At 42.6% G+C, this 21,334-nt stretch carries 14 protein-coding genes; 8 read left to right on the top strand and 6 right to left on the bottom strand.

Annotated elements, in window-relative coordinates; all coding sequences use genetic code 11:
• The first annotated feature begins 98 nt into the window (after nt 1-98).
• Both nagZ and MWG72_RS03550 read left to right on the top strand, forming a co-directional pair.
• Complete coding sequence (gene nagZ, locus MWG72_RS03555) at nt 99-1,121, top strand: beta-N-acetylhexosaminidase (RefSeq protein ID WP_247143242.1); 1,023 nt, start codon at nt 99-101, stop codon at nt 1,119-1,121.
• Between the two features lie 123 nt (nt 1,122-1,244).
• Entirely contained in the window at nt 1,245-2,108 is an 864-nt protein-coding gene (locus tag MWG72_RS03550; protein ID WP_247143241.1) for a class I SAM-dependent methyltransferase, read from the top strand.
• Between the two features lie 28 nt (nt 2,109-2,136).
• Here MWG72_RS03550 and MWG72_RS03545 read toward each other — a convergent pair whose 3' ends face one another.
• Entirely contained in the window at nt 2,137-3,474 is a 1,338-nt protein-coding gene (locus MWG72_RS03545) for an alpha/beta fold hydrolase (protein WP_247143240.1), read from the bottom strand.
• Nucleotides 3,475-3,796: 322 nt separating this feature from the next.
• On the opposite strand from MWG72_RS03545, the gene MWG72_RS03540 reads away from it, so the two are divergent.
• The 3 genes from MWG72_RS03540 to pta all read left to right on the top strand — a co-directional run bounded on the left by MWG72_RS03540 (nt 3,797) and on the right by pta (nt 8,932).
• The gene (locus tag MWG72_RS03540) at nt 3,797-5,062 is read left to right on the top strand and encodes a glutamate-5-semialdehyde dehydrogenase (protein WP_004278400.1); all 1,266 of its coding nucleotides are present in this window, start codon (nt 3,797-3,799) and stop codon (nt 5,060-5,062) included.
• A gap of 456 nt (nt 5,063-5,518) precedes the next feature.
• A complete protein-coding gene (locus MWG72_RS03535) occupies nt 5,519-6,739 on the top strand; it encodes an acetate/propionate family kinase (RefSeq protein ID WP_086044120.1) in 1,221 nt (406 codons plus the stop codon).
• Between the two features lie 54 nt (nt 6,740-6,793).
• Nucleotides 6,794-8,932, top strand: coding sequence for a phosphate acetyltransferase (gene pta, locus MWG72_RS03530; protein ID WP_247143239.1), 2,139 nt, complete (start codon nt 6,794-6,796; stop codon nt 8,930-8,932).
• A gap of 231 nt (nt 8,933-9,163) precedes the next feature.
• Here the strand turns inward: pta and MWG72_RS03525 are convergent, their stop codons facing one another.
• Nucleotides 9,164-9,403, bottom strand: a complete 240-nt coding sequence (locus MWG72_RS03525; protein ID WP_005107915.1) for a DUF2171 domain-containing protein — start codon at nt 9,401-9,403, stop codon at nt 9,164-9,166.
• 734 nt (nt 9,404-10,137) lie between these two features.
• Here MWG72_RS03525 and MWG72_RS03520 point away from each other — a divergent pair.
• Nucleotides 10,138-11,664: a fumarate hydratase gene (locus tag MWG72_RS03520; protein WP_004278405.1), complete on the top strand. Its 1,527-nt coding sequence runs from the start codon at nt 10,138-10,140 to the stop codon at nt 11,662-11,664.
• Between the two features lie 68 nt (nt 11,665-11,732).
• Here MWG72_RS03520 and MWG72_RS03515 read toward each other — a convergent pair whose 3' ends face one another.
• The 4 genes from MWG72_RS03515 to tig form a co-directional block, all read right to left on the bottom strand.
• The gene (locus tag MWG72_RS03515; RefSeq protein ID WP_180087108.1) at nt 11,733-12,449 is read right to left on the bottom strand and encodes a DUF2846 domain-containing protein; all 717 of its coding nucleotides are present in this window, start codon (nt 12,447-12,449) and stop codon (nt 11,733-11,735) included.
• Nucleotides 12,450-12,618: 169 nt separating this feature from the next.
• On the bottom strand, nt 12,619-13,929 hold the full coding sequence (gene clpX, locus MWG72_RS03510) for an ATP-dependent protease ATP-binding subunit ClpX (protein WP_004278407.1): 1,311 nt from the start codon (nt 13,927-13,929) through the stop codon (nt 12,619-12,621).
• A 29-nt stretch (nt 13,930-13,958) separates the two neighbouring features.
• A complete protein-coding gene (clpP, locus tag MWG72_RS03505) occupies nt 13,959-14,564 on the bottom strand; it encodes an ATP-dependent Clp endopeptidase proteolytic subunit ClpP (RefSeq protein WP_004647427.1) in 606 nt (201 codons plus the stop codon).
• 194 nt (nt 14,565-14,758) lie between these two features.
• Complete coding sequence (gene tig, locus MWG72_RS03500) at nt 14,759-16,090, bottom strand: trigger factor (RefSeq protein ID WP_004647426.1); 1,332 nt, start codon at nt 16,088-16,090, stop codon at nt 14,759-14,761.
• Nucleotides 16,091-16,356: 266 nt separating this feature from the next.
• On the opposite strand from tig, the gene MWG72_RS03495 reads away from it, so the two are divergent.
• The gene (locus MWG72_RS03495; RefSeq protein ID WP_005245956.1) at nt 16,357-18,612 is read left to right on the top strand and encodes a TonB-dependent receptor domain-containing protein; all 2,256 of its coding nucleotides are present in this window, start codon (nt 16,357-16,359) and stop codon (nt 18,610-18,612) included.
• Nucleotides 18,613-18,926: 314 nt separating this feature from the next.
• On the top strand, nt 18,927-21,284 hold the full coding sequence (locus tag MWG72_RS03490; protein ID WP_247143238.1) for a TonB-dependent receptor: 2,358 nt from the start codon (nt 18,927-18,929) through the stop codon (nt 21,282-21,284).
• Nucleotides 21,285-21,334 lie beyond the last annotated feature (50 nt).

Here is a 21,334-nt window from a genome sequence, read left to right as displayed (position 1 = left end):
CGTGTAGTTTTATCATATTCTGTGCTGAGAAAGTGTAGCAAATCATTGCAGAATTCAGGTATTGTTTTCTCCGAAAAACTCTAAAACGGATTCCGCATATGATTGGCGCATTGATGCTCGACATCGCAGGCACAACCCTCACTCAAGAAGATATTGAACTATTAAGTGCGCCGCAAGTCGGTGGAGTGATTTTATTTGGTCGCAATATCGAATCTCCGGCGCAAGTCCGTGCTTTGACCGATCATATGCGTCAGGTGCGTTCTGATATTTTAATTGCGGTCGATCAGGAAGGCGGTCGTGTACAGCGTTTAAGACAAGGCTTTACCCTGCTGCCTGCCATGGGTAAATTTGGCGAACTTTATACGAGCGATCCACAACGTGCCCTTGAACTGGCTGAAAAATGCGGTTGGCTGATGGCGACTGAAGTGCTGGCTGTTGGAATTGATTTCAGCTTTGCACCGGTACTGGACTTGAATGACATCAGTGATGTAATCGGTGATCGTAGCTTTGCCCAAAATATCCAGGACATTATTCCACTCGCCAGTGCATTTCTAAAAGGTATGAAACGTGCCGGTATGGCTTCAACTGGTAAACATTTCCCCGGTCATGGCTCGGTCAAAGCGGACTCGCATGTTGCTGCAGCAATTGATACGCGCTCCTATGCAGAGATCCAGCAAAAAGACATGCAAACATTTATCCAGTTACAACCACAGCTGGATGCTTTAATGCCGGCTCATGTCATCTATAGCCAGGTGGATCCCAATCCAGCCGGATTCTCTGAATTCTGGATTCAGAAAGTTTTACGTCAGGAGCTTGGTTTTGACGGTGTCCTGTTCTCAGATGATTTAAGCATGCAGGCCGCCTGTGTCGCAGGCGGTGCCGATGCCCGAATTCAGGCCGCACTCAAAGCGGGTTGTGATATGGGGCTAGTCTGCAATGATCGTGCAGCACAATGTATTGCACTGGAAGGGATTGTTGATCTGCCCCTTCCGAACCAGCAACGTCTGGAACGTATGCGCGGCAACATCCCGAACATCCAGATTGGGTCAGAGCTTGATCTGGGAGAAGCATGGCGCAATATCCGTGATGAAATAGTGGCGTTCAAACAGCAGATGAGCTAAAGCTTTTTAATCCAGTCAACACAAAAAAAAGGAACACGACAAAGTGTTCCTTTTTAATTATAGTAATGAAAAGGTTACACAATTATTTAATCAATTTAAAAATAACAATAAGGTAAGAACGATATGACAGAAACACTTTCACAACATCGCCATATTTCATTTACTGCGCACTATACCGGCTATATCTGGTATCAAATGGGGATCTCGCATCCAGCCTTTGCGACCACTAAAGGTAAAATTCTGGCCAAACTGCTTCACCCACTTGAATCCTGGGCAGAACGCCATGTCGGCGGTAGCATGCGTACGACACTTAAGCAGCGTCATCAAATGATTGATGAGCATTTGTGTCAACTAATTGAGCAACATCCACAACTTCAGGTTCTTGAAATTGCCTGCGGACTATCTCCCCGCAGCTGGAATTTCAGACAGAAATTTCCAGAGATTAATTATCGTGAACTGGATTTGCCTGATATGGCCAAGATCAAGACGCAGGCTTTACAGCAAATTGATCAGCATGCACCTGAAGTCCTGACTGCCGATATTTTTAGTGAAGAACTGGACTGTATTTTTCAGATGTTTGACCGCAACCAGCCCTTAGTGGTCATTAGTGAAGGACTGATTAATTATTTTGATCAGCAGATGTTACGCATTCTGATGCAGGGTATTACAGAAAATGCGCAGTATTTCCAGGCAGTTCACTATCTCAGCGATATTTACCCCGAACCGGTGAAAAATAAACTAGCGAACTTTATCTGGAGCAGTAGCCGTCTGCTTAAATTCATGTCTCGCAGTGCGTTTACCTTTCATTTTAAATCCCCTCAAGAACTACAGCACTTTTTTCAAGATGCAGGATTTGACCAGGTTGAGGTACAACAACCACAACGTTATTTTGCCGAGCCTCATCAGCCAAACCCGACTCATGAACAGGATGAACATTTAGGTGATCTGGTCTGGATGATTCATGCCGTGAAAAAAAACAGCGTTTAAGTACGCTGTTTTTTAATGCTGCTGTTTTTTAAATTGCTGCATCAAATACTTCAGTTTGTGACAGTACTTTTTGCATTTGTACAAAGCGTAATAAGCGTTCTGCGACTTCAAAACTGCCATGTTTGAATAAAGCACGCAGCTGAGTATCATCCTGTTCAAAGATCAGGCACTCAATCTGAAATTCCCCAACTTCATCTTCCAGATGCAAGGCCAGATCACGTGGATAAGCTGTTGCGCATACTGCCTGTTCTACATCTAACTCCAGCAATACCCCAAAGAAATTCATGTCCACGATCTCTGCTTTTAAAATGAGATCAGAATGACGATGACTGAGGAAACGCTGTGAATCTTGCACCTGAATCCGCTCTTCACCGCGACGTTCAAGCTGCTGTATCTGCTCAGGGCTAAACGGAATAATTCCCGGCAACTGATCGACCGGTTCATCACGTAAGAAGGTTGCAAACAGATGCATGGTTTCTTTACGACGTTGTAACTGCGGTACATGATCGGCGCCTGCAATTTGTACATACTGCATATTCGGACATTGCAGGGCAAAATTGGCATTCTCATGTGGCAAGGTAAAACTGTCATATTGCCCACATGCCACCAGCACTTTGCACTGTGGAATCGGCACATTGGTCAGACGCAATAAACGGTTGCAATTGATATCATAACGATCCTGTTCGGTGGCCGTAAATTCCGCCATCTGTTTAAAGAACAAACGCTTTGCAGTCGGTGACATCCGGGTTTCTGTTAAACGTGCATGATTCACCAGGTACAAAATGACGGCCTGACCAAATTCATCCATACGCTGTTCTTTCATTAGATGCAAAGACTCTTCCAGCAGCATCCGCCAGCTTTTACGGGTTTTCTGCATCACACCCATCAGGATCATCCGATCGACCAGTTCAGGACGCTGATCTGCCAAACAGGAAGCCACCACTGAACCCAAGGACATGCCTAGAATTGCCACTTGCGGCAGCTGCATCTGTTCCAGCCAGCGCCCCAGCATCGCAGCAAGGTCTTCAAGCTCCAGTGTTCCGGCAGACAGCCCCGTATCGACATTACTAATCTGCTGGTTGGCCCCCATGGACGGTAGGTCAATCAGAATGATGGGACCTGCATCAAAAAGCTGTTCTACACAATATTTGTAGGAGTTAAAATTCTGGAAAGCTCCCCCAATAATCACCATTGGTCTTAAATGTAAGGTATCTGGACGGGCGATCGCCATATATTCGATTTTCCAGCCATCCATCCAGGTGGTGCGTGGCGGCTGCTTAAAACTGTGCTTATCATAAAGATCAAAAAAGCCCTTATGGCTAGGTTGTTCCAATACATGGGCATCCATATGAATGATGGAATTCATATTCCTTTTCCTCCGTCCTTGCCTTATTTTTATTGTGCAAGTCATGCTTAACAGATCTTATATTTCAGGCGCATTCCGGTGTGCCTGAACACGCATCCTGCTCTTTAATAATTATAAATGACATCAATGCCGCGTGTTTCATTCTATACAGAGCTGCTTTTCACAAGCAACCGCTTCAGTGACCACTTATCTACTTTTAAACAGAAAACAATTTCAAAATGTTTAGAAGTCTGCGAAAACGGATGATTTTTAATAGATGGGCTTCATTGTGCAGCAGCAGGCTGTTAATATCGAAATGAAATTTCTAAGTGATCAAACCGCTATGCAAGAGTCTATTGAACAATACATGCAAACGGTAGGACAGCAGGCACGCCAAGCGTCTCGCATTTTGGCTCGCGCGTCCACCCAAACTAAAAATAATGCGTTATCCGCTATTTATACGGCTTTGGAAAATAGCCAAGCTGCTATTTTGGTTGCTAACCAGAAAGATATGACTAAGGCGCATAATAACAATCTGGACCCTGCCCTGCTTGATCGCTTAGAACTCAACCCCGCGCGCTTTAAAGGTATGTTACAGGGCCTGAAAGATGTCATTGGCCTGAAAGATCCGATTGGTGAAATTAGTGATATGGCTTATCGCCCATCCGGGATTCAACTGGGCAAGATGCGTGTGCCTTTGGGTGTGGTCGGCATGATCTACGAGTCACGTCCTAACGTCACGTTGGAGGCGGCATCACTCGCGCTCAAATCAGGCAATGCCATTATTTTACGGGGCGGCTCAGAAGCTCTGGAATCGAATCAGGCAATTGCAGTCGCGATTCAGCATGGCCTGAAAGTCGCAGGCTTGCCTGAGGCTGCCGTACAGGTCGTGAATACGACTGACCGCGCTGCAGTGGGCCAGTTGATTACCATGACCGAATATGTGGATGTGATTGTGCCTCGTGGCGGCAAGAGCCTAATCGAACGAATTACCGAGGAAGCACGCGTACCGGTCATTAAACATTTAGATGGCAACTGTCATGTGTATGTGGAAGCTCAAGCAGATTTGTTGAAAGCATTGCCTATTGCGCTCAATGCCAAAACCCATCGCTATGGTGTATGTAATGCCATGGAAACCCTGCTGGTCGATGAAAAAGTCGCTGAAGAATTCTTGCCACGCATCGCAGAGCTTTACCAAGAGAAAAAAGTTGAACTGCGTGGTTGCCGGGAAACCCAGCGTATTCTTGGAGATGCAGTTATTACGGCCACTGAAGAAGACTGGTATACCGAGTATCTGGGTCCGATTCTGGCGATCAAAGTTGTTTCTGGTATAGAAGAAGCCATTGAGCACATCAACAAATATGGCTCGCATCATACCGATTCCATCATTACGGAAAACTACAGTCTGGCACGTGAATTTCTGGCAGGTGTAGATTCAAGTTCGGTCATGATCAATGCCTCTACTCGTTTTGCAGATGGTTTTGAATATGGCTTAGGCGCAGAAATCGGGATTTCGACCGATAAAATCCATGCTCGTGGCCCAGTCGGACTTGAAGGCCTGACTTCGCAGAAATGGATTGTCTTTGGTGATGGTCAGATTCGCCAATAAGTATTCAGATCGCGCATTTAAAACAGCCTCATTTATGAGGCTGTTTTTTTATGGACAGAAAAATTGAAACGGAAATAGATGGATTAGAACCTTCGGGTCATTTTATTAATGAATCTCTTTATAGAATTGTATTTAGAAACAATATTTGCCTTTTCAGGCGCTAAACTTAAAAATTAATCTGTTGCAAAATAAACTTTAAGCAGGATTTAGAATTTTGTTGATATTGATTATATTTTCAGCATCATTTTATTTATAAATGAAAACTATGAACTGATAAATTTTAGTTATTATTGTTAAATCGGTCGATAATGCTTAAGTCTAATCTGCTAAAGTCTATCTAGGACAGAAAAAAAACAAATGTTAAAACATATTCATTGATCTGGATTGCTGCTTCATTGTTCGCAATTGGGTCAAGCAAATGGACGAGAATTTTAATTAAAAATTGGGTAATCAATCGTGTCTAAATCAGTATTAGTTATTAATTGTGGCTCTTCTTCAATCAAGTTTGCATTACTTCTTGAGGAGCAGAATTTCCGTATTCATGGTTTAGCTGAGAACTTAGGCACAGAGAATGCTCGCATTAAAGGTGTGACAGTTGGCAATGAGCCGGTCGATATCCACATTCCATTTGCTGACCACAAAAAAGCACTCGAAGTGGGTCTGGAACGTCTGGCCAACTACCGTCCGGACGCGATCGGTCACCGTGTCGTACATGGTGGCAGCCTGACCAAGGCTGAACTGATCAATGACGAGATTATTGAAAAAATTCGTGAAGCAACGCCGCTTGCACCATTACATAATCCGGCACACCTGATTGGCATTGAAGCCACTAAACGTTTATTCCCGGAATTACCACAGGTTGCGGTATTTGATACTGCCTTCCACCAAACCATGCCAGCGCATGCTTATCGTTATGCCCTGCCGAAATTTTTATATACCGCCCATGGTGTGCGTCGCTATGGTTTCCACGGGACTAGTCATGCCTATGTGTCAGAGCGTGGTTCTGAACTGGCAGGCAGTTTCAAACAAGGTGGCTGGTTAACCGCGCATTTAGGTAATGGTAGCTCGACCTGTGCCGTTTGGAATGGGAAAAGTGTAGATACCTCAATGGGTTTAACTCCACTTGAAGGTATTGTTATGGGCACACGCAGTGGCGATGTTGATCCAAGCCTGCACAGCTTCCTGGCGAAAAACCTGGGTTGGGATATTTACAAAATTGACAAGATGCTGAATAGCCAAAGTGGTCTTTTAGGGCTGTCTGACCTGTCAAATGACATGCGTACCCTGATTGAAGCTTCAGAACAAGGCAATGAAGATGCTGCATTGGCGATTGAAGTATTCTGCTACCGTTTAGCTAAGTCTCTGGCAGCGTTGAGCTGTGGTCTGCCACGTCTTGATGGCCTGTTCTTCACGGGCGGTATTGGCGAGAATTCGGCATATATCCGTGAAAAGACCATGACTTACCTGCCTCATTTTGGTTTCAATCTGGATAAAAACGCCAACAATGAATTGAAACGCGGTACCGAAGGCCGAATCGATTCAGGCACAGGCCCACAAATCTGGGTAGTGCCAACAGATGAAGAAGGCCGTATTGCTCAGGAAGTTCAAAGTGTTGTTGAACTTGAAGTGGAGCGAAATACTGCAAAAAAGTCTAAAGCTGAGGTAACGCCTGCATAAGCAGGCTTAGCCACTTTTTAACTGATTTTTATTATTCTGCGACTGACATAACTTATGAAAACAATTTTATTGGTTCCCACTGGGGAAGGCGTAGGCTTAACTTCTGCATGTTTGGGCCTGATTTATGCACTGGAATGCCAAGGGGTAAAAGCTGGTTTCCTGAAACCTTTTGCTCAGGAATTGAATGAAATCGAAGACCGCACCACGGCTTTGTATCGTCATATTTCTCAAAGTGAAACTGTTGAACCCATCCGTTATAGCAAAGTCTTGCAGCAGATCAATCTGGGTGAACAGGATGAGTTGCTTGAAGAAGCAGTACGTCTGCATCGTCAAATTGCCAAACAGCATGACCTGATTATTGTCGAAGGTTTGCTGCCAAATACTCAGGACAGTTTTGCCGATGATTTGAATGCTTCACTAGCGCAGGCTCTTGATGCCAAAGTTATTGTCGTCAGCAATGCCAATATTCAGCAGCCAAGCCAAACCGCGGATAAAGTTGAACATCAGCTGCGTAATTTTGGTGGCGCTAGCTCTACCCGCCTTGCGGGCATCATGTTGATGCGCACCAAAGGCCTGCCTGAAGAATCTGCGCAGATTCCTGTCACGCTGAATCCGGATTTACGCCTTAAAGCTGAAACCGCCGAATTTATTACAGCTATTCAGCAGACGCATCCGCATATTGGTTCTGAAAAATTGCCAGTGATTGGCTTGGTGCCTTTCAGTAAAACCTTAAGTGTGCCACGCATGTCTGATCTGGCTGCCCATATTTCTGCCTACTGGATCAACGAAGGCGAAGCCAAACAGCGCCGTGTGCAACACAGCAGTCTGATTTCAGCCAATATTGAACATGAACTACATAAGTTTGTAGCTGGCGAATTAATTATTAGTGCCTCTGACCGGATTGATGTATTACTGGCAAGTAGTCTGGCCAGCAGTAATGGGATTCCTTTGGCCGGTCTGGTGCTGACTGAACATCAACAGCCAAATGATCATGTACTGGAATTCTGCCAGGCTGCCATCAAGCAAGGTTTACCGATTTTACATACACCACTCAGCACGTTTGAAACCGCACAAAAACTGGCAAATCTCAGCAATGAAATTCCAGTGGATGATACCGAACGTGCAGATCAGGTGACACGTTTTGTTTCAAGCCATATCAATCCGGAATGGCTGAATCAAATGTTGAATGGTTCTTATAAGCCACGTCTGTCACCTTCCGCTTTCCGTCATGAACTGGTACAGAAATCGATTGCTGCGAAAAAACGTATTGTACTGCCAGAGGGTGATGAACCGCGTACCGTACAGGCTGCGGCCATTTGTCAGGCGCGTGGTATTGCACAGTGTATTTTGCTGGCCAAGCCTGAAGCTGTGCTAGAAGTAGCCAAAGCTCGCGGTATTGAATTGCCTGAAGATCTGGAAATTCTTGATCCGGATCTGGTGCGTGAAAACTACATCGACAAGATGGTGGAGCTGCGTAAAGGCAAGCTCAACGAACTACAGGCCCGTGAACAACTGCAAGATACAGTAGTACTTGGCACCATGATGCTGGCGCTGGATCAGGTTGACGGTTTGGTGTCGGGTGCAGTGCATACCACGGCGAATACGGTACGTCCTGCTTTCCAGCTGATTAAGACTGCTCCGGATTACTCACTGGTATCTTCCGTATTCTTTATGCTGTTGCCAGATGAAGTCTATGTGTATGGTGACTGTGCGATCAATCCGGACCCTGATGCAGAACAGCTGGCCGAAATTGCAATCCAGTCCGCCGATTCTGCCAAAGCCTTTGGTATAGATCCACGCATTGCCATGATTTCCTATTCGACAGGAACTTCGGGTACTGGCGCTGATGTGGAAAAAGTCGCGGAAGCTACACGCATTGCCAAAGAACGTCGTCCTGACCTGTTGATTGATGGGCCATTACAATATGATGCAGCATCGGTGGAAAGCGTGGGGCGCCAAAAGGCACCTGATTCACAAGTGGCTGGACGTGCCAATGTATTTATTTTCCCGGATCTGAATACCGGTAACACGACCTATAAAGCGGTACAACGTGCTGCCAATGTAGTCAGTGTCGGGCCAATGCTGCAAGGCTTGAATAAGCCGGTCAATGACCTGTCGCGTGGTGCCTTGGTCGATGACATCGTGTTTACCATTGCCTTAACCGCGATTCAGGCCGAGCAGCAAGAAGCTTAATACTTCTTGAATTTAAGTTTTCCAAACCATCTGATTGAAAAATCAGGTGGTTTTTTTATAAAAAAACACTCATAGCTTCAATAAATTCAGCACGCGATCATTATCTCGTTTTAATAAACAATAAAAATGCCAGTCTTTCGAACTGGCATTTTCAACGATTACCCATAAAGTCTGTGACATAAAAAATTAAGCTGAGGCAGCCCTGTTTTTCAGTCCACTGACTTTAGTTTTTTATAAGGTGGTCCACTCTTTATGCACGTCTTCCGCCGTTTTATTGAGCACGACGCTATCGTCTTTGATTTCACTTACCCAACTCAAGGGAATCAGATGATGCTCATTATTTTCATCATCACTTCTTGTTAATTTAATTGAATCCTGACCTTCTAAATGGTCCACCTTCCCGACTTGAGTACCACATGAAGCAATGACTGAAGCATGTTCTTTAATATCACTTGCATTAAAATTGTTCATTCTACTTGCCTGTTTCTAGAAGTTGAGAGAAACAGTCTAAGCAATAAAAAATGCCGCATGTGTAAGGGTTTTCAGGCTTTGAGTTTTTCTGGGTTAAAAATGTAAATGGTCAACATGGCTTGAGTAAGCTATAGGAGAGATACTTTTTAAATTTGAGTTTTCAAATATTTTTATAACTGGATTTGAAGATTTGAAGATTTGAAGATTTGAAGATTTGAAGATTTGAAGATTTGAAGATTTGAAGATTTGAAGATTTGAAGATTTGAAGATTTGAAGATAGGTTAATTCTTTGAGGTCTTAAAATAAAAAAGAAGATAAAGCTTAGGCTTGATCTTCTTTCTGACCGTACATCCAAGTTGCAGCGATATATACACAAAAACCAGCTGCCATCAAAATACCTGTAACCATTGTTAGGATCTCCCGTTTCAATAGCTGCATTATGTAAAAGTTTTATGACAGTTATATGACAATCTGTTTTTTATTAAATTTAAAATAATTAATAAAATTCAACTACTTAATATGGAATAAGCAAAATTATGCGTATTTTTTATCTGAAATATGACATTGAATATGACAACTTGCTGTCATATTTGACCCATGGAATAGCTAAAGTCCTTGCTCAGATTGCTTAAACTATAAACTTTCGGCCAATGCTCGTCCAAAATGCCCACAACCCGATTCTTTTGTCTTATAATTTAGCCCGCTAGCTATCAGCCCGCTCAAGAGATATTTGTATGACAACTATTATCAAGCAAGATGACTTGATCACATCGGTTAAAGATGCGCTTCAGTTCATTTCTTACTATCACCCACAAGACTTTATCCAAGCGATGAGCCGTGCGTATGATCGTGAAGAGAACAAAGCTGCTAAAGATGCGATCGCACAAATCTTAATTAACTCACGCATGTGTGCAGAAGGCCACCGCCCAATCTGTCAAGATACCGGTATCGTCAACGTATTTGTTGAAGTGGGCATGGACGTTAAATTCGATTTAACCATGAGCCTGGATGATGCAATCAATGAAGGCGTACGTCAAGGTTATTTAGAAAACTCGAACGTGCTTCGTGCATCAGTTCTGGCTGATCCTGCATTTGGTCGCAAGAACACCAAAGACAATACCCCTGCCGTGATTTACCACAAGCTTGTGCCTGGTAATAAAGTCGATATCACTGTGGCAGCCAAAGGTGGCGGTTCAGAAAACAAATCTAAACTGGCAATGTTAAACCCGTCTGATTCAATCGTGGATTGGGTACTGAAAACTGTTCCGACCATGGGTGCAGGCTGGTGTCCACCAGGTATGCTGGGAATCGGGATCGGTGGTACTGCTGAAAAAGCCATGATGCTTGCTAAAGAAGCATTGATGGAAGAGATCAACATGGACGAATTGCTTCGTCGTGGTCCACAAAGCAAAATGGAAGAGCTTCGTATCGAAATCTTCGAAAAAGTAAATGCTCTGGGTATTGGTGCACAAGGTCTTGGCGGCTTAACCACTGTTCTAGACATTAAGATCAAAGATTACCCATGTCATGCTGCGGGCAAACCAGTCGGTATGATCCCGAACTGTGCTGCAACTCGTCATGCACACTTCCAGTTAGATGGTACAGGTGTTGCACACATTCAAGCACCTAAACTTGAAGACTACCCTGCTGTGACTTGGGATTCTTCATCTTCTAAACGTGTTGACCTCGACACGATTACCCAAGAAGAAATGAATAGCTGGAAACCAGGCGATACTCTGCTTCTTAATGGTACAATTTACACTGGCCGTGACGCTGCGCATAAACGTATGGTCGACATGCTAAATAACGGTGAAGAACTTCCTGTTGACTTGAAAGGCAAGTTTATCTATTACGTAGGCCCTGTTGATCCAGTCGGTGATGAAGTAGTTGGTCCTGCAGGTCCTACAACTGCAACGCGTATGGACAAATTCACACGTCAAGTTCTTGAAGCGACTGGCATGTTTGGCATGATCGGTAAAGCGGACCGTGGTCCTGCTGCCGTTGAAGCCATTAAAGACAACCAGGCAACTTACCTGATGGCTGTCGGTGGTGCTGCTTACCTCGTGTCTAAAGCTATTCGTGAAGCTGAAGTGGTTGCCTTTGCTGACCTGGGTATGGAAGCAATTTACAAGTTTGTGGTAAAAGATATGCCGGTATCTGTAGCGGTTGATGTGAATGGTACTTCTATTCACGCGACTGCACCTAAAATCTGGCAAGCAAAAATTGGCAAGATTCCAGTAGTTGACGCTGCTGCGGGCTAATTTTTACTGCAATAAAACAGCACCTTGAATGGGTGCTTTTTTATTATATTTTCTCAATAAAATATCAATTACCAAGTCCGCGGATCCCAAAGTTTAAAAGGTGCTTCCAACTGTACATCTAATGATGGATCATAAGCAGTCGGTTCAATTTTTTGGGCTTTTTTACGAATCTGGCCTGTTTCCTGATCTTGTGCCACGAAGTTAAAACTGTCTGATTTTAGCTGAGTAAAAGCAATTTCATTCAGGCCAACTTTTTCCGGCATCAGCATGAGCGGCCCGGAAACACTCCGGCGTGTACTGATATTCTCTTCATCATATTTAATAAAATAAGACTGTCCCGCTTCGACAGTAAAATCCAGATATTTAGGTTTCTGGAAATGCAGCGCGCCTAGCGGTCGACTGGTACTCAAACGATACGTCCCTGCAGGCACTTCAATCCAGTAATAATGGTTGTGCAATAAGCTTGGAATATGTTCTTGATTGATAAACAGGCTGGCAGCGACAATTTCCTGACGGTTCCATCTAGAATCGGGCCGGTATAAATATACAATAGCGGCTTCATCATGCTGTGGTTTCACCGTCTGAAACTGGTTGCCCTGCTTTTGATTGACCCAACCGCCAATGGTAAACATACCGATACGATGCTGCTCGACAAAGCCCGGTTTTTTTTCAAGATCGATATTTTTTAAAGTGCTGAGTGGCTGTGTAGGCTCAACGACGGCTTTCTTACCATGACACCCCAGCAATGCCAAACTGCTGATGAGTACAATTGCGACTCCACGCATGCTTATCCCTCACTGCGTCTTTATTCTTTTGTATGCAAGTGCTTTGCGATTTGTTTTTATAAGTTTTAGGCATCCACGCCTAGTGAACCAGATTAACACCGAGTTTTATTTTTGGAAATAAAAAACGTGCGAAAACACGGAGTTTTCGCACGTTTCGGACGAATAGCAATTAAGCAGATTTGCTATTTACGACCTTTAAATCTATTTTTGTTGCTGTCTCTTGCTGATCATGTGGCTGACGCTCGGCACGGTATTCCGGCTCTGCTTCACCTTTAATCACAGCTTCATTGATGACGACAGTGCCGACATCGCTACGGCTTGGCAAGTCATACATGGTTTCCAGCAATGAATTTTCTAGGATCGAACGTAAACCACGCGCGCCTGTATTACGCTCAACTGCTTTCTTAGCCACTGCGCGTAATGCCGATTCTTCAAAAACCAGATCCACATCTTCCATATCAAACAGATGTTGATACTGACGGGTTAACGCATTCTTCGGCTCAGTCAGAATCTGCATCAGTGCTTCTTCATCCAACTCGTCTAAAGTGGCAATCACTGGCAAACGACCAATAAATTCTGGAATCAAACCAAATTTTACCAGATCAGTTGCTTCAACTTGACGGAACAAGTCGGACAGTTTCTTGGTTTCATCTTTTTTACGCACTTCTGCAGTAAAGCCGATGCCACCTTTTTCCTGACGTTGCTGTACAATTTTCTCAAGTCCTGAGAATGCACCACCACAGATAAACAGGATGTTCGAGGTATCAATCTGAATGAATTCCTGCTGCGGATGCTTACGTCCACCTTGTGGCGGAATTGATGCAACCGTGCCTTCAATCATTTTCAATAATGCTTGCTGAACCCCTTCACCTGATACATCACGTGTAATGGATGGGTTTTCAGACTTGCGGGTAATCTTGTCGATCTCATCGATATAGATAATGCCCTTTTGCGCTTTTTCGACATCGTAATCTGCTTTTTGCAAAAGCTTCTGTACGATGTTTTCTACATCTTCACCCACATAACCTGCTTCGGTCAGTGTCGTTGCATCTGCCATGGCAAATGGAACATCAAGAAGACGTGCCAGCGTTTGTGCAAGCAAGGTTTTGCCCGATCCTGTCGGACCAACCAACATAATATTACTTTTTGAAAGCTCGACTGAATCATCAGCTTTCTTGCCATTATTTTGCACTTTCAAGCGCTTGTAATGGTTATAGACCGCAACTGACAAGGTTTTTTTCGCGACGTCCTGACCAATCACATATTGATCCAAGGCCGCACGAATTTCATGCGGTTTCGGCAAAGGACGATTGGCCCAGTCATTGGTTTCCACCTGCTGACTGGTTTGAACCAAATCTAAGCATACGTCCACACATTCGTTACAAATGTATGCGTCCTCGCCTGCAATCAGCTTCCCGACTTCAGACTGCGTTTTACCGCAAAATGAACAATGCTTTTGTCCTTGAGGATGTTCGGACATATTTACTCCACTATCTCAATCTTTAAAACTTATGGACGTTTAGTTAAAACTTCGTCCACAAGACCGTATTCTTTCGCTTGCTGAGCAGTCATAAAGTTGTCACGGTCTGTATCACGTGCAACTTTCTCGTAATCCTGACCGCTGTGTTCAGCCATTAAACGGTTTAAACGTTCTTTAATAAACAGGATTTCACGTGCATGAATTTCAATATCTGAAGCCTGACCACGGAAACCACCTAAAGGCTGGTGAATCATGACACGGGCATTTTCAAGGCAATAACGCTTGCCTTTGGTACCGGCATTCAGCAGGAACGCCCCCATTGATGCTGCCTGACCCATGCAGTACGTTACGACATCAGGTTTGATAAACTGCATGGTGTCATAAATCGCCATACCTGCAGTTACCGAACCGCCTGGTGAGTTGATATATAGATGAATATCTTTATCTGGATTTTCCGCCTCTAAAAACAACATTTGCGCAACGATCAGGTTCGCCATGTTGTCTTCAACTTCGCCCGTCATAAAAATTACACGTTCACGCAAAAGGCGTGAATAAATATCAAAAGAACGCTCACCACGAGAGGATTGTTCTACCACCATTGGCACTAAAGCGTTTTCAATCGTTGGAACATACATACGTTTATTTATTCCTAAATTTTTTGTGACCTAACCCATAATCACAATATGAGGGATAATCACTGAAATTGCAAAAAATTCGCCAACAAATCCATTATATTTTTTGCATTAGTTTTGTGAAAAACAGAAATGCTTTTTTCAGGCATCAATATGAAAAAAAGGCGCATTAAGCGCCTTTTTTATCGAAAGCTAAATTAGCCTTGTTGACGAGCTTGCTGCTCTTTCAATAAGTCTTCATAGCTTACAGTCGCATCAGTTACTTTAGCAGAAGCCAAAATGTAATCAACAACTTGGTCTTCTAGTACAACTGCTTCGATTTGGGCACGTTGTTGCGCATCGTTTTTGAAGTATTCAATTACTTCGTTTGGATCTTCATAAGAAGAAGCCATGTCTTCGATGTACGCTTCAACGCGTGCAGCATCTACTTCAATTTTCGCATCAGCTAAAACACGGCTTACAAGTACGCCAAGTTTTACAGATTTTTCAGCTTGTTCTTTGAACAATTCGTCTGGAAGCATGCTTGAATCAAATGCTTTCGCACCTTGAGCACCAAACTGCTGTGTGAACTGCTGGATCATTTGTTGACGTTGACGGTCAATTTCTTGAGCAAGCATAGCAGCTGGAAGTTCAACTTCGTTTGCAGCTACAAGTGCATCGAAAGTCGCGCCTTTAACCTGGTTGCGAAGGCCATTCTTCACTTCACGTTCCATGTTTTTACGAACGTCAGCTTTTAACTTCTCAACGCCTTCTTCTTCAGATACACCGAAGATTTTCAGGAATTCAGCATCGATTTCTGGAAGTTTTTGCTTTTCAACAAGCTTCACAGTGATTTTGAATTGAGCTTGTTTACCAGCAAGGTTTTCAGCTTGGTAGTCTTCAGGGAAAGTTACATCAATCACTTTCTCTTCGCCTTTCTTCATACCAACGATACCGTCTTCGAAGCCAGGGATCATACGACCAGAACCAAGTACTAGTTTGAAGTCTTCTGCAGAACCGCCTTCAAATTTTTCGCCGTCGATTGAACCTTCAAAATCAAAAGTTACTTGCATGTCTTTTTTAGCCATGCCTTTTGTTTCAGCCCAAGCAGCACGTTGTTTTTGAAGATTTTCAATCATCTTCTCAACGTCTTTGTCATTTACTTCAGCTGCTTTACGCTCAACTTCCAAACCGTCGAATTTCACTTCGATTTCTGGATAAACTTCAACAGTCGCTGTATATACCAGCGCGTCGTCTTTCATTTCAGTTTTTTCGATGTTTGGCATGCCCACAGCATTGATTTTTTCTTGCTGGATCGCTTCGAAAACTGTGTCACGAATAATATCGTTTACTACTTCTTGGTAGATACCCGCGCCGTATTCACGACGAACTACGTTTACAGGCACTTTACCTGGACGGAAGCCGTTGATCTTCGCAGTTTTAGCAGTGCGCTTTAAACGAGCTTCAAATTGCTCATTAATACGGCTCGTCGGTACAGAAACATTTAAACGACGGGCAACGCCCGAAACCGCTTCAGAAGTTACTTGCATGGCTTCCTCTATATATTAGGTTATAACAGGTTTATAAAAATGTGCCACATTATATGACAACATTTAAGGATATACAAAAAATACGCGCGAGTTCCAGTTTTTAAGCCCTTTTTTCACTTGAATTGCCACCTTTCCAGATACCTAGTCAACCCAATTTAAATAGAGAAAATGTATATTTTTATTGCAAATGATAAATACTATCATTAATATCCAGTTTCTTATTTGAGCAACAATACTAATTTATTCTTCGGTTCGGGAATCTGGTCATGCATAGTTTTAGTCTTCGTCCACTTACATTGGCAATTCTTGGGGTTACAGCAACATCTACTTTTGCAGAGACTGTGAACGAGACAGCGACTCCTACAACAACACATCAAATGTCTACGATTGTGGTTTCAGCGGCGGGTTTTGAACAAGATATTAAAAATGCGCCTGCTTCAATTAGTGTAGTAACCGCAGAAGAATTAAAGAAAAAAGGTATTACCAGTATTGCAGATGCGCTCAGTGAAGTACCAGGTGTCGACGTACGAAATGGCCAAGGCAAAACTGGTGGTTTAAATATCCAAATGCGTGGTCTGAATCAATCTTACACTCTTATTTTGATCGATGGTCAGCGTCAGAATACTTCTGGTTCAATTGGTCCAAATGGTTTTGGTGAATTTAGTACAAGCTTTATGCCACCATTAGCTTCTATTGAACGTATTGAAGTCATTCGTGGTCCTATGTCTACCCTTTATGGTTCTGATGCCATGGGCGGTATCATTAATATTATTACCAAGAAAGTTGCATCAGAATGGAATGGTAACGTTTCTGTTGAACAGAATATTCAAGAAAATTCTGATATTGGTAATAACTGGAAAACCAGTGCAGTTGTTAATGGTCCAGTGATTCAAGATAAACTTGGTATACAAGTACGTGGCGAGTTTTTCCACCGCGATCAATCAGATCGACTTGTTACCCCCGCAAAAACTATTGATGAAGGTAGCCAAGGTCGTGACCCACGTACAGTAGAAGCAAATAATTATGCTGTGGGTACAAAACTTACGCTAAATGTAAATGATAATGTCTCTACTTGGGTAGACTTTGATCATGCTAAACAACGTTTTGATAATAGTGATGCCCGTTTAGGTGAACTTTACGAATTCAACCGTACGACAGGTTTACCATCAGGAATTGGTTCATATAAAGACGAGATCAAATTCTTAAGAGATCGTATTTCTGCAGGTGTAGATGCTGAGCTTAGCTTAGGTCAATGGAAAACATTTGCAAACTATGTTTCTTCTGAACAAGAAGGCCGTCGTCTTCCAAAAGGAAATGTACCTGAATACAATTATTATTCAGATGGTACACAAGATCGTATTTTAGAAAATAAAGACCTAACCGTTGATTCTCGTATTATTTCAACACTTGGCAACCATAAACTTACAGCTGGTGTTGAATATAAAGATGGTGAAACCATCGATAACTCAGCAGGTAATGGAGTTGCTTTTAAACAAGATTCTTGGTCTGTGTTCGCTGAGGATGAATGGAATCTAACGGATTCTCTTGCATTCACTTTCGGTGGTCGCTACGAAGACCATAGTGCTTTTGGTGGTCACTTTACACCTCGCGCATATTTAGTTTGGAACACCAATGATCAGTTGATTTTAAAAGGTGGTATAAGTACTGGCTATAAAGTTCCAACAGCGAATGACCTTCATAATGGAATCAATGGTTTTAGCTCACAAGGCCGAAACGTGACTTTGGGCAACCCAGATCTTAAGCCTGAAGAAACCACAAACTATGAACTTGGTTTCGTTTACGACAACTTGTCTAATTTCTCTTTAGCTACCACTGCGTTCTTTACTCAGTTTAAAGATATTATCATCAGTGATGCACGCGTCGTTGAAAACTGTTTATGGGCAGGTCGCCCAACAGGACAAGCACCTGCAAACAACTGCATGACTGTAGGCAGTTTTGATAATCAGCAAAACTTTAGCTTTAAAGGCAATGCAGGCGAAGCTGAAAGCTACGGTGTGGAACTTAGTGCTAAATATGAAATTTCTCCAAGCTTTGATGTAAAAGCAAACTATACTTGGTTAGAGTCTGAAATTACCGAAGGTGAAAATAAAGGTAATCCTATTGAAAATACACCTCGTCACGCTTTGAACTTCACAGGAACTTGGTATGTGAATGATAAGTTCACTACCTGGTTAGAAGCTGAATATAAATCTGACCGTGTACGTTTCATAGATCCTGATTTAAGCGATGTCAATGTAAGTCGTGAAATTGATGCTGTCGGCAATAAGTTAAAAGCCTATGAGCTATTTAATTTAGGTGCATCTTATAAAGTCAACAATCAAGTTACTGTTTCAGGTCGTGTGAATAACTTATTGAACAAAGACTTTGGCGACTATAAGTCATTTATTAATAGTGATAACGAAGTTGAAAATGCTTTCCTATATACTAAAACGACGAGTGGTTTAGCGGGTACTTATATTCCAGACCGTAACTACTGGCTATCTGTTTCATATGACTTCTAATATTTAAGTGAAAGTTATTTAAAACCCTGCCCTGGCAGGGTTTTTTATTATCGCTAGATTAGTACTCCACGAAAAATCCCTAATTTATGTCCCTTTATAGACATCATTATTCTCAATAAAAATTTAATAATCAGATTGATTTATCAATATTTATTAAAATCAAAAACTTAAGTAGATATTGTTATATCATTACATTTAAAAACTCATTTAATATTTTCTTAAAGATCATGAATTCCCATGATAAAAAGATAAAAATAAAAACAAGAATCATTATTATTCGCATACATTTTTAGCATTCATTTATTAGGTTTAACATGACCTTCATTAAAACACGTAAAAAAATCGTTTCCTCTGCAATTGTTTCATCTTTATCAATGGTAGCTGCATCTGCGATGGCAGAAGAACAGGTGATCCAGTTAGAGACTATTCATCAAGAAGTCAAAGCTGAAAAAGCACCCAGCTTAAAAGTAGATCAATCTGCGAATAGCAAATTTGTTGCGCCTTTACTCGACACCCCCAAGTCAGTTTCAGTGATTTCAAAACAGCTGATTACCGATACACAAGTGACGACTTTAGCTGATGCACTGCGTACAGTTCCGGGGATTACCTTGGGTGCAGGTGAAGGTGGTAATCCGAATGGTGACCGTCCATTTATTCGTGGTTATAACTCTGAAAGTTCGATGTATGTAGACGGCGTTCGTAATGCCACCTCACAAAACCGTGAAATGTTTGCGGTAGAACAAGTTGAAGTGACCAAAGGTTCTGCTTCTGCCATGGGCGGTGCAGGCACCACTGGCGGTAGCATTAACATGATTTCTAAAGTCGCTAAAGCAGGCGATTTTCTAGAAGGTTCGGTCGCTGGCGGCACAGATAATTATCAACGTATTACTTTAGATGGTAACAAAGACTTTGGTAATGGTATTGCGGCACGTGTGGCAGTCATGGGGCATCAAAATGAAAAAGCCGGCCAGAAAGACGGTGCAGAATATAAACGTGCCGGTATTGCACCGAGTATTAGCTTTGGTCTGGACACCCCTACTCGCGCGACTCTCAGTTATTACTACTTAAAATCGGACGATACGCCTGACTCAGGTATCCCGTATAACAACCCATTTGCTGCTCCAAGAACTGCAACAGCAACTGACTATCGTCCATTAAATGGAAATGGCAAGCCAATTGACGTTAAACAAGGTCAATATTACGGCTGGAAAGATCGTGATTTCCAAAAACAAGAAAATCAGATCGGAACCATCAAATTAGAACATGACTTAACTGACAATCTAACCATTAGCAATACTGCTGTGTATGGCAACTCTAAGAATGATTACCTTTGGACCAATCCAGATGACTCTCAGGGTAACTTTTACAACAAAGCAGGTTTTACAAGTGAATTAACAGGAAATGTTTGGGCACGTGCCAACTCACGTGTAGCAGATACTGATGCTTTTACCGACCAACTTGCTTTAACCGGTAAATTTAATACCGGTATGCTTAAACATAGTTTTAATCTAGGTGCCGAATATTCAGATCAGGAAACTGATCGTACGCAATATATTATTAATGGCCTAAATGCGACAGGTAGCGCGTATGCTGCTTGCGGTGATGTCACCAATATTGCATCAGGTTGGTGTACTTCTGTACAGAACCCTAACCGTGCTCCATGGACAGGTATGTTAAGTACCAATGGTGCTGACCGTTACAATATCGAGAGCAAATCAAAGTCTGTTTATTTTCTGGATAGTATTGAATTCACCCCTCAGTGGCTTTTAGATTTGGGCGTTCGTTGGGATGACTACTCAACTGAGCAAACCATGACTTATGGTGCACGAAATAATGCAGTTACTGGTGCAAACAATACACCGATTACAGCAAGTGCTGGCGATCAAGTTACGATTAAAAATGATAAAGATTTCATCAACTATCAAGCCGGTCTTACTTTTAAACCAGTTGAAAATGGCAGTATCTATGCAAGTTATGCGACTTCGTCTAATCCAGTCGGTGTAGATGGTGGCGATGGTTCTGAAGGGATTACAGCTGCAATAAATAATCTTAAACCTGAAGAAGTCCGGACCATAGAGTTAGGAACTAAATGGGATGTCTTGAATGATAAGCTCAACCTGACTGCAGCTATTTTCCGCACGGAAAAAACCAATACTCGTGCGACCGGAGATGATGGCACCACAAGTAATATTGGTGAAACTCGTGTCGATGGTATTGAGCTAGGCGTAAACGGTAATATCACGGATAAATGGGCAGTTTCTGCTGGTTATACTTATTTAGACAGTGAGTTAGTTGATGGTGGTTATGAAAATATTGGCACTACAGCAGCTCCAATCTACATTTCCAATAGAAGTAATGGTAATCAGGTTCAAAACGTCGCGAAAAACAGTGCAACCCTTTGGACTACTTATGCAGTAACTCCTGCTTTAACCCTAGGTGCTGGTGCCGTCGCAATGGACAAAGTCTATGGTAATGCTACTAATACCAAGTTTGTACCGGGCTATGTTCGCTATGATGCCATGGCGCGTTATAACGTGAATGAAAATGTTGATTTGCAATTAAACGTCAACAACCTGTCTGATGAACGCTACTTCACAAAAGCCTATTCATCTCATTATGCGACCGAAGCAGAAGGCCGTAGTGCAGTGTTAGCAGTCAACTTTAAATATTAATTCAATGCAACCGCATAGCCTCCTGATGGGGGCTATGTTATTTTTAAAAG

This window comes from Acinetobacter lwoffii (genome assembly GCF_022967985.1).
In the GTDB taxonomy this organism is placed as follows: domain Bacteria; phylum Pseudomonadota; class Gammaproteobacteria; order Pseudomonadales; family Moraxellaceae; genus Acinetobacter.
This window is presented reverse-complemented; position numbering and strand designations above follow the sequence as displayed.

Bases quoted from the DNA above. Each gene is read 5' to 3' on its own strand.
- nagZ (WP_247143242.1), top strand. From the start codon at position 99: ATGATTGGCGCATTGATGCTCGACATCGCAGGCACAACCCTCACTCAA.
- MWG72_RS03550 (WP_247143241.1), top strand. From the start codon at position 1,245: ATGACAGAAACACTTTCACAACATCGCCATATTTCATTTACTGCGCAC.
- MWG72_RS03545 (WP_247143240.1), bottom strand. From the start codon at position 3,474: ATGAATTCCATCATTCATATGGATGCCCATGTATTGGAACAACCTAGC.
- MWG72_RS03540 (WP_004278400.1), top strand. From the start codon at position 3,797: ATGCAAGAGTCTATTGAACAATACATGCAAACGGTAGGACAGCAGGCA.
- pta (WP_247143239.1), top strand. From the start codon at position 6,794: ATGAAAACAATTTTATTGGTTCCCACTGGGGAAGGCGTAGGCTTAACT.
- MWG72_RS03525 (WP_005107915.1), bottom strand. From the start codon at position 9,403: ATGAACAATTTTAATGCAAGTGATATTAAAGAACATGCTTCAGTCATT.
- MWG72_RS03520 (WP_004278405.1), top strand. From the start codon at position 10,138: ATGACAACTATTATCAAGCAAGATGACTTGATCACATCGGTTAAAGAT.
- MWG72_RS03515 (WP_180087108.1), bottom strand. From the start codon at position 12,449: ATGCGTGGAGTCGCAATTGTACTCATCAGCAGTTTGGCATTGCTGGGG.
- clpX (WP_004278407.1), bottom strand. From the start codon at position 13,929: ATGTCCGAACATCCTCAAGGACAAAAGCATTGTTCATTTTGCGGTAAA.
- clpP (WP_004647427.1), bottom strand. From the start codon at position 14,564: ATGTATGTTCCAACGATTGAAAACGCTTTAGTGCCAATGGTGGTAGAA.
- tig (WP_004647426.1), bottom strand. From the start codon at position 16,090: ATGCAAGTAACTTCTGAAGCGGTTTCGGGCGTTGCCCGTCGTTTAAAT.
- MWG72_RS03495 (WP_005245956.1), top strand. From the start codon at position 16,357: ATGCATAGTTTTAGTCTTCGTCCACTTACATTGGCAATTCTTGGGGTT.
- MWG72_RS03490 (WP_247143238.1), top strand. From the start codon at position 18,927: ATGACCTTCATTAAAACACGTAAAAAAATCGTTTCCTCTGCAATTGTT.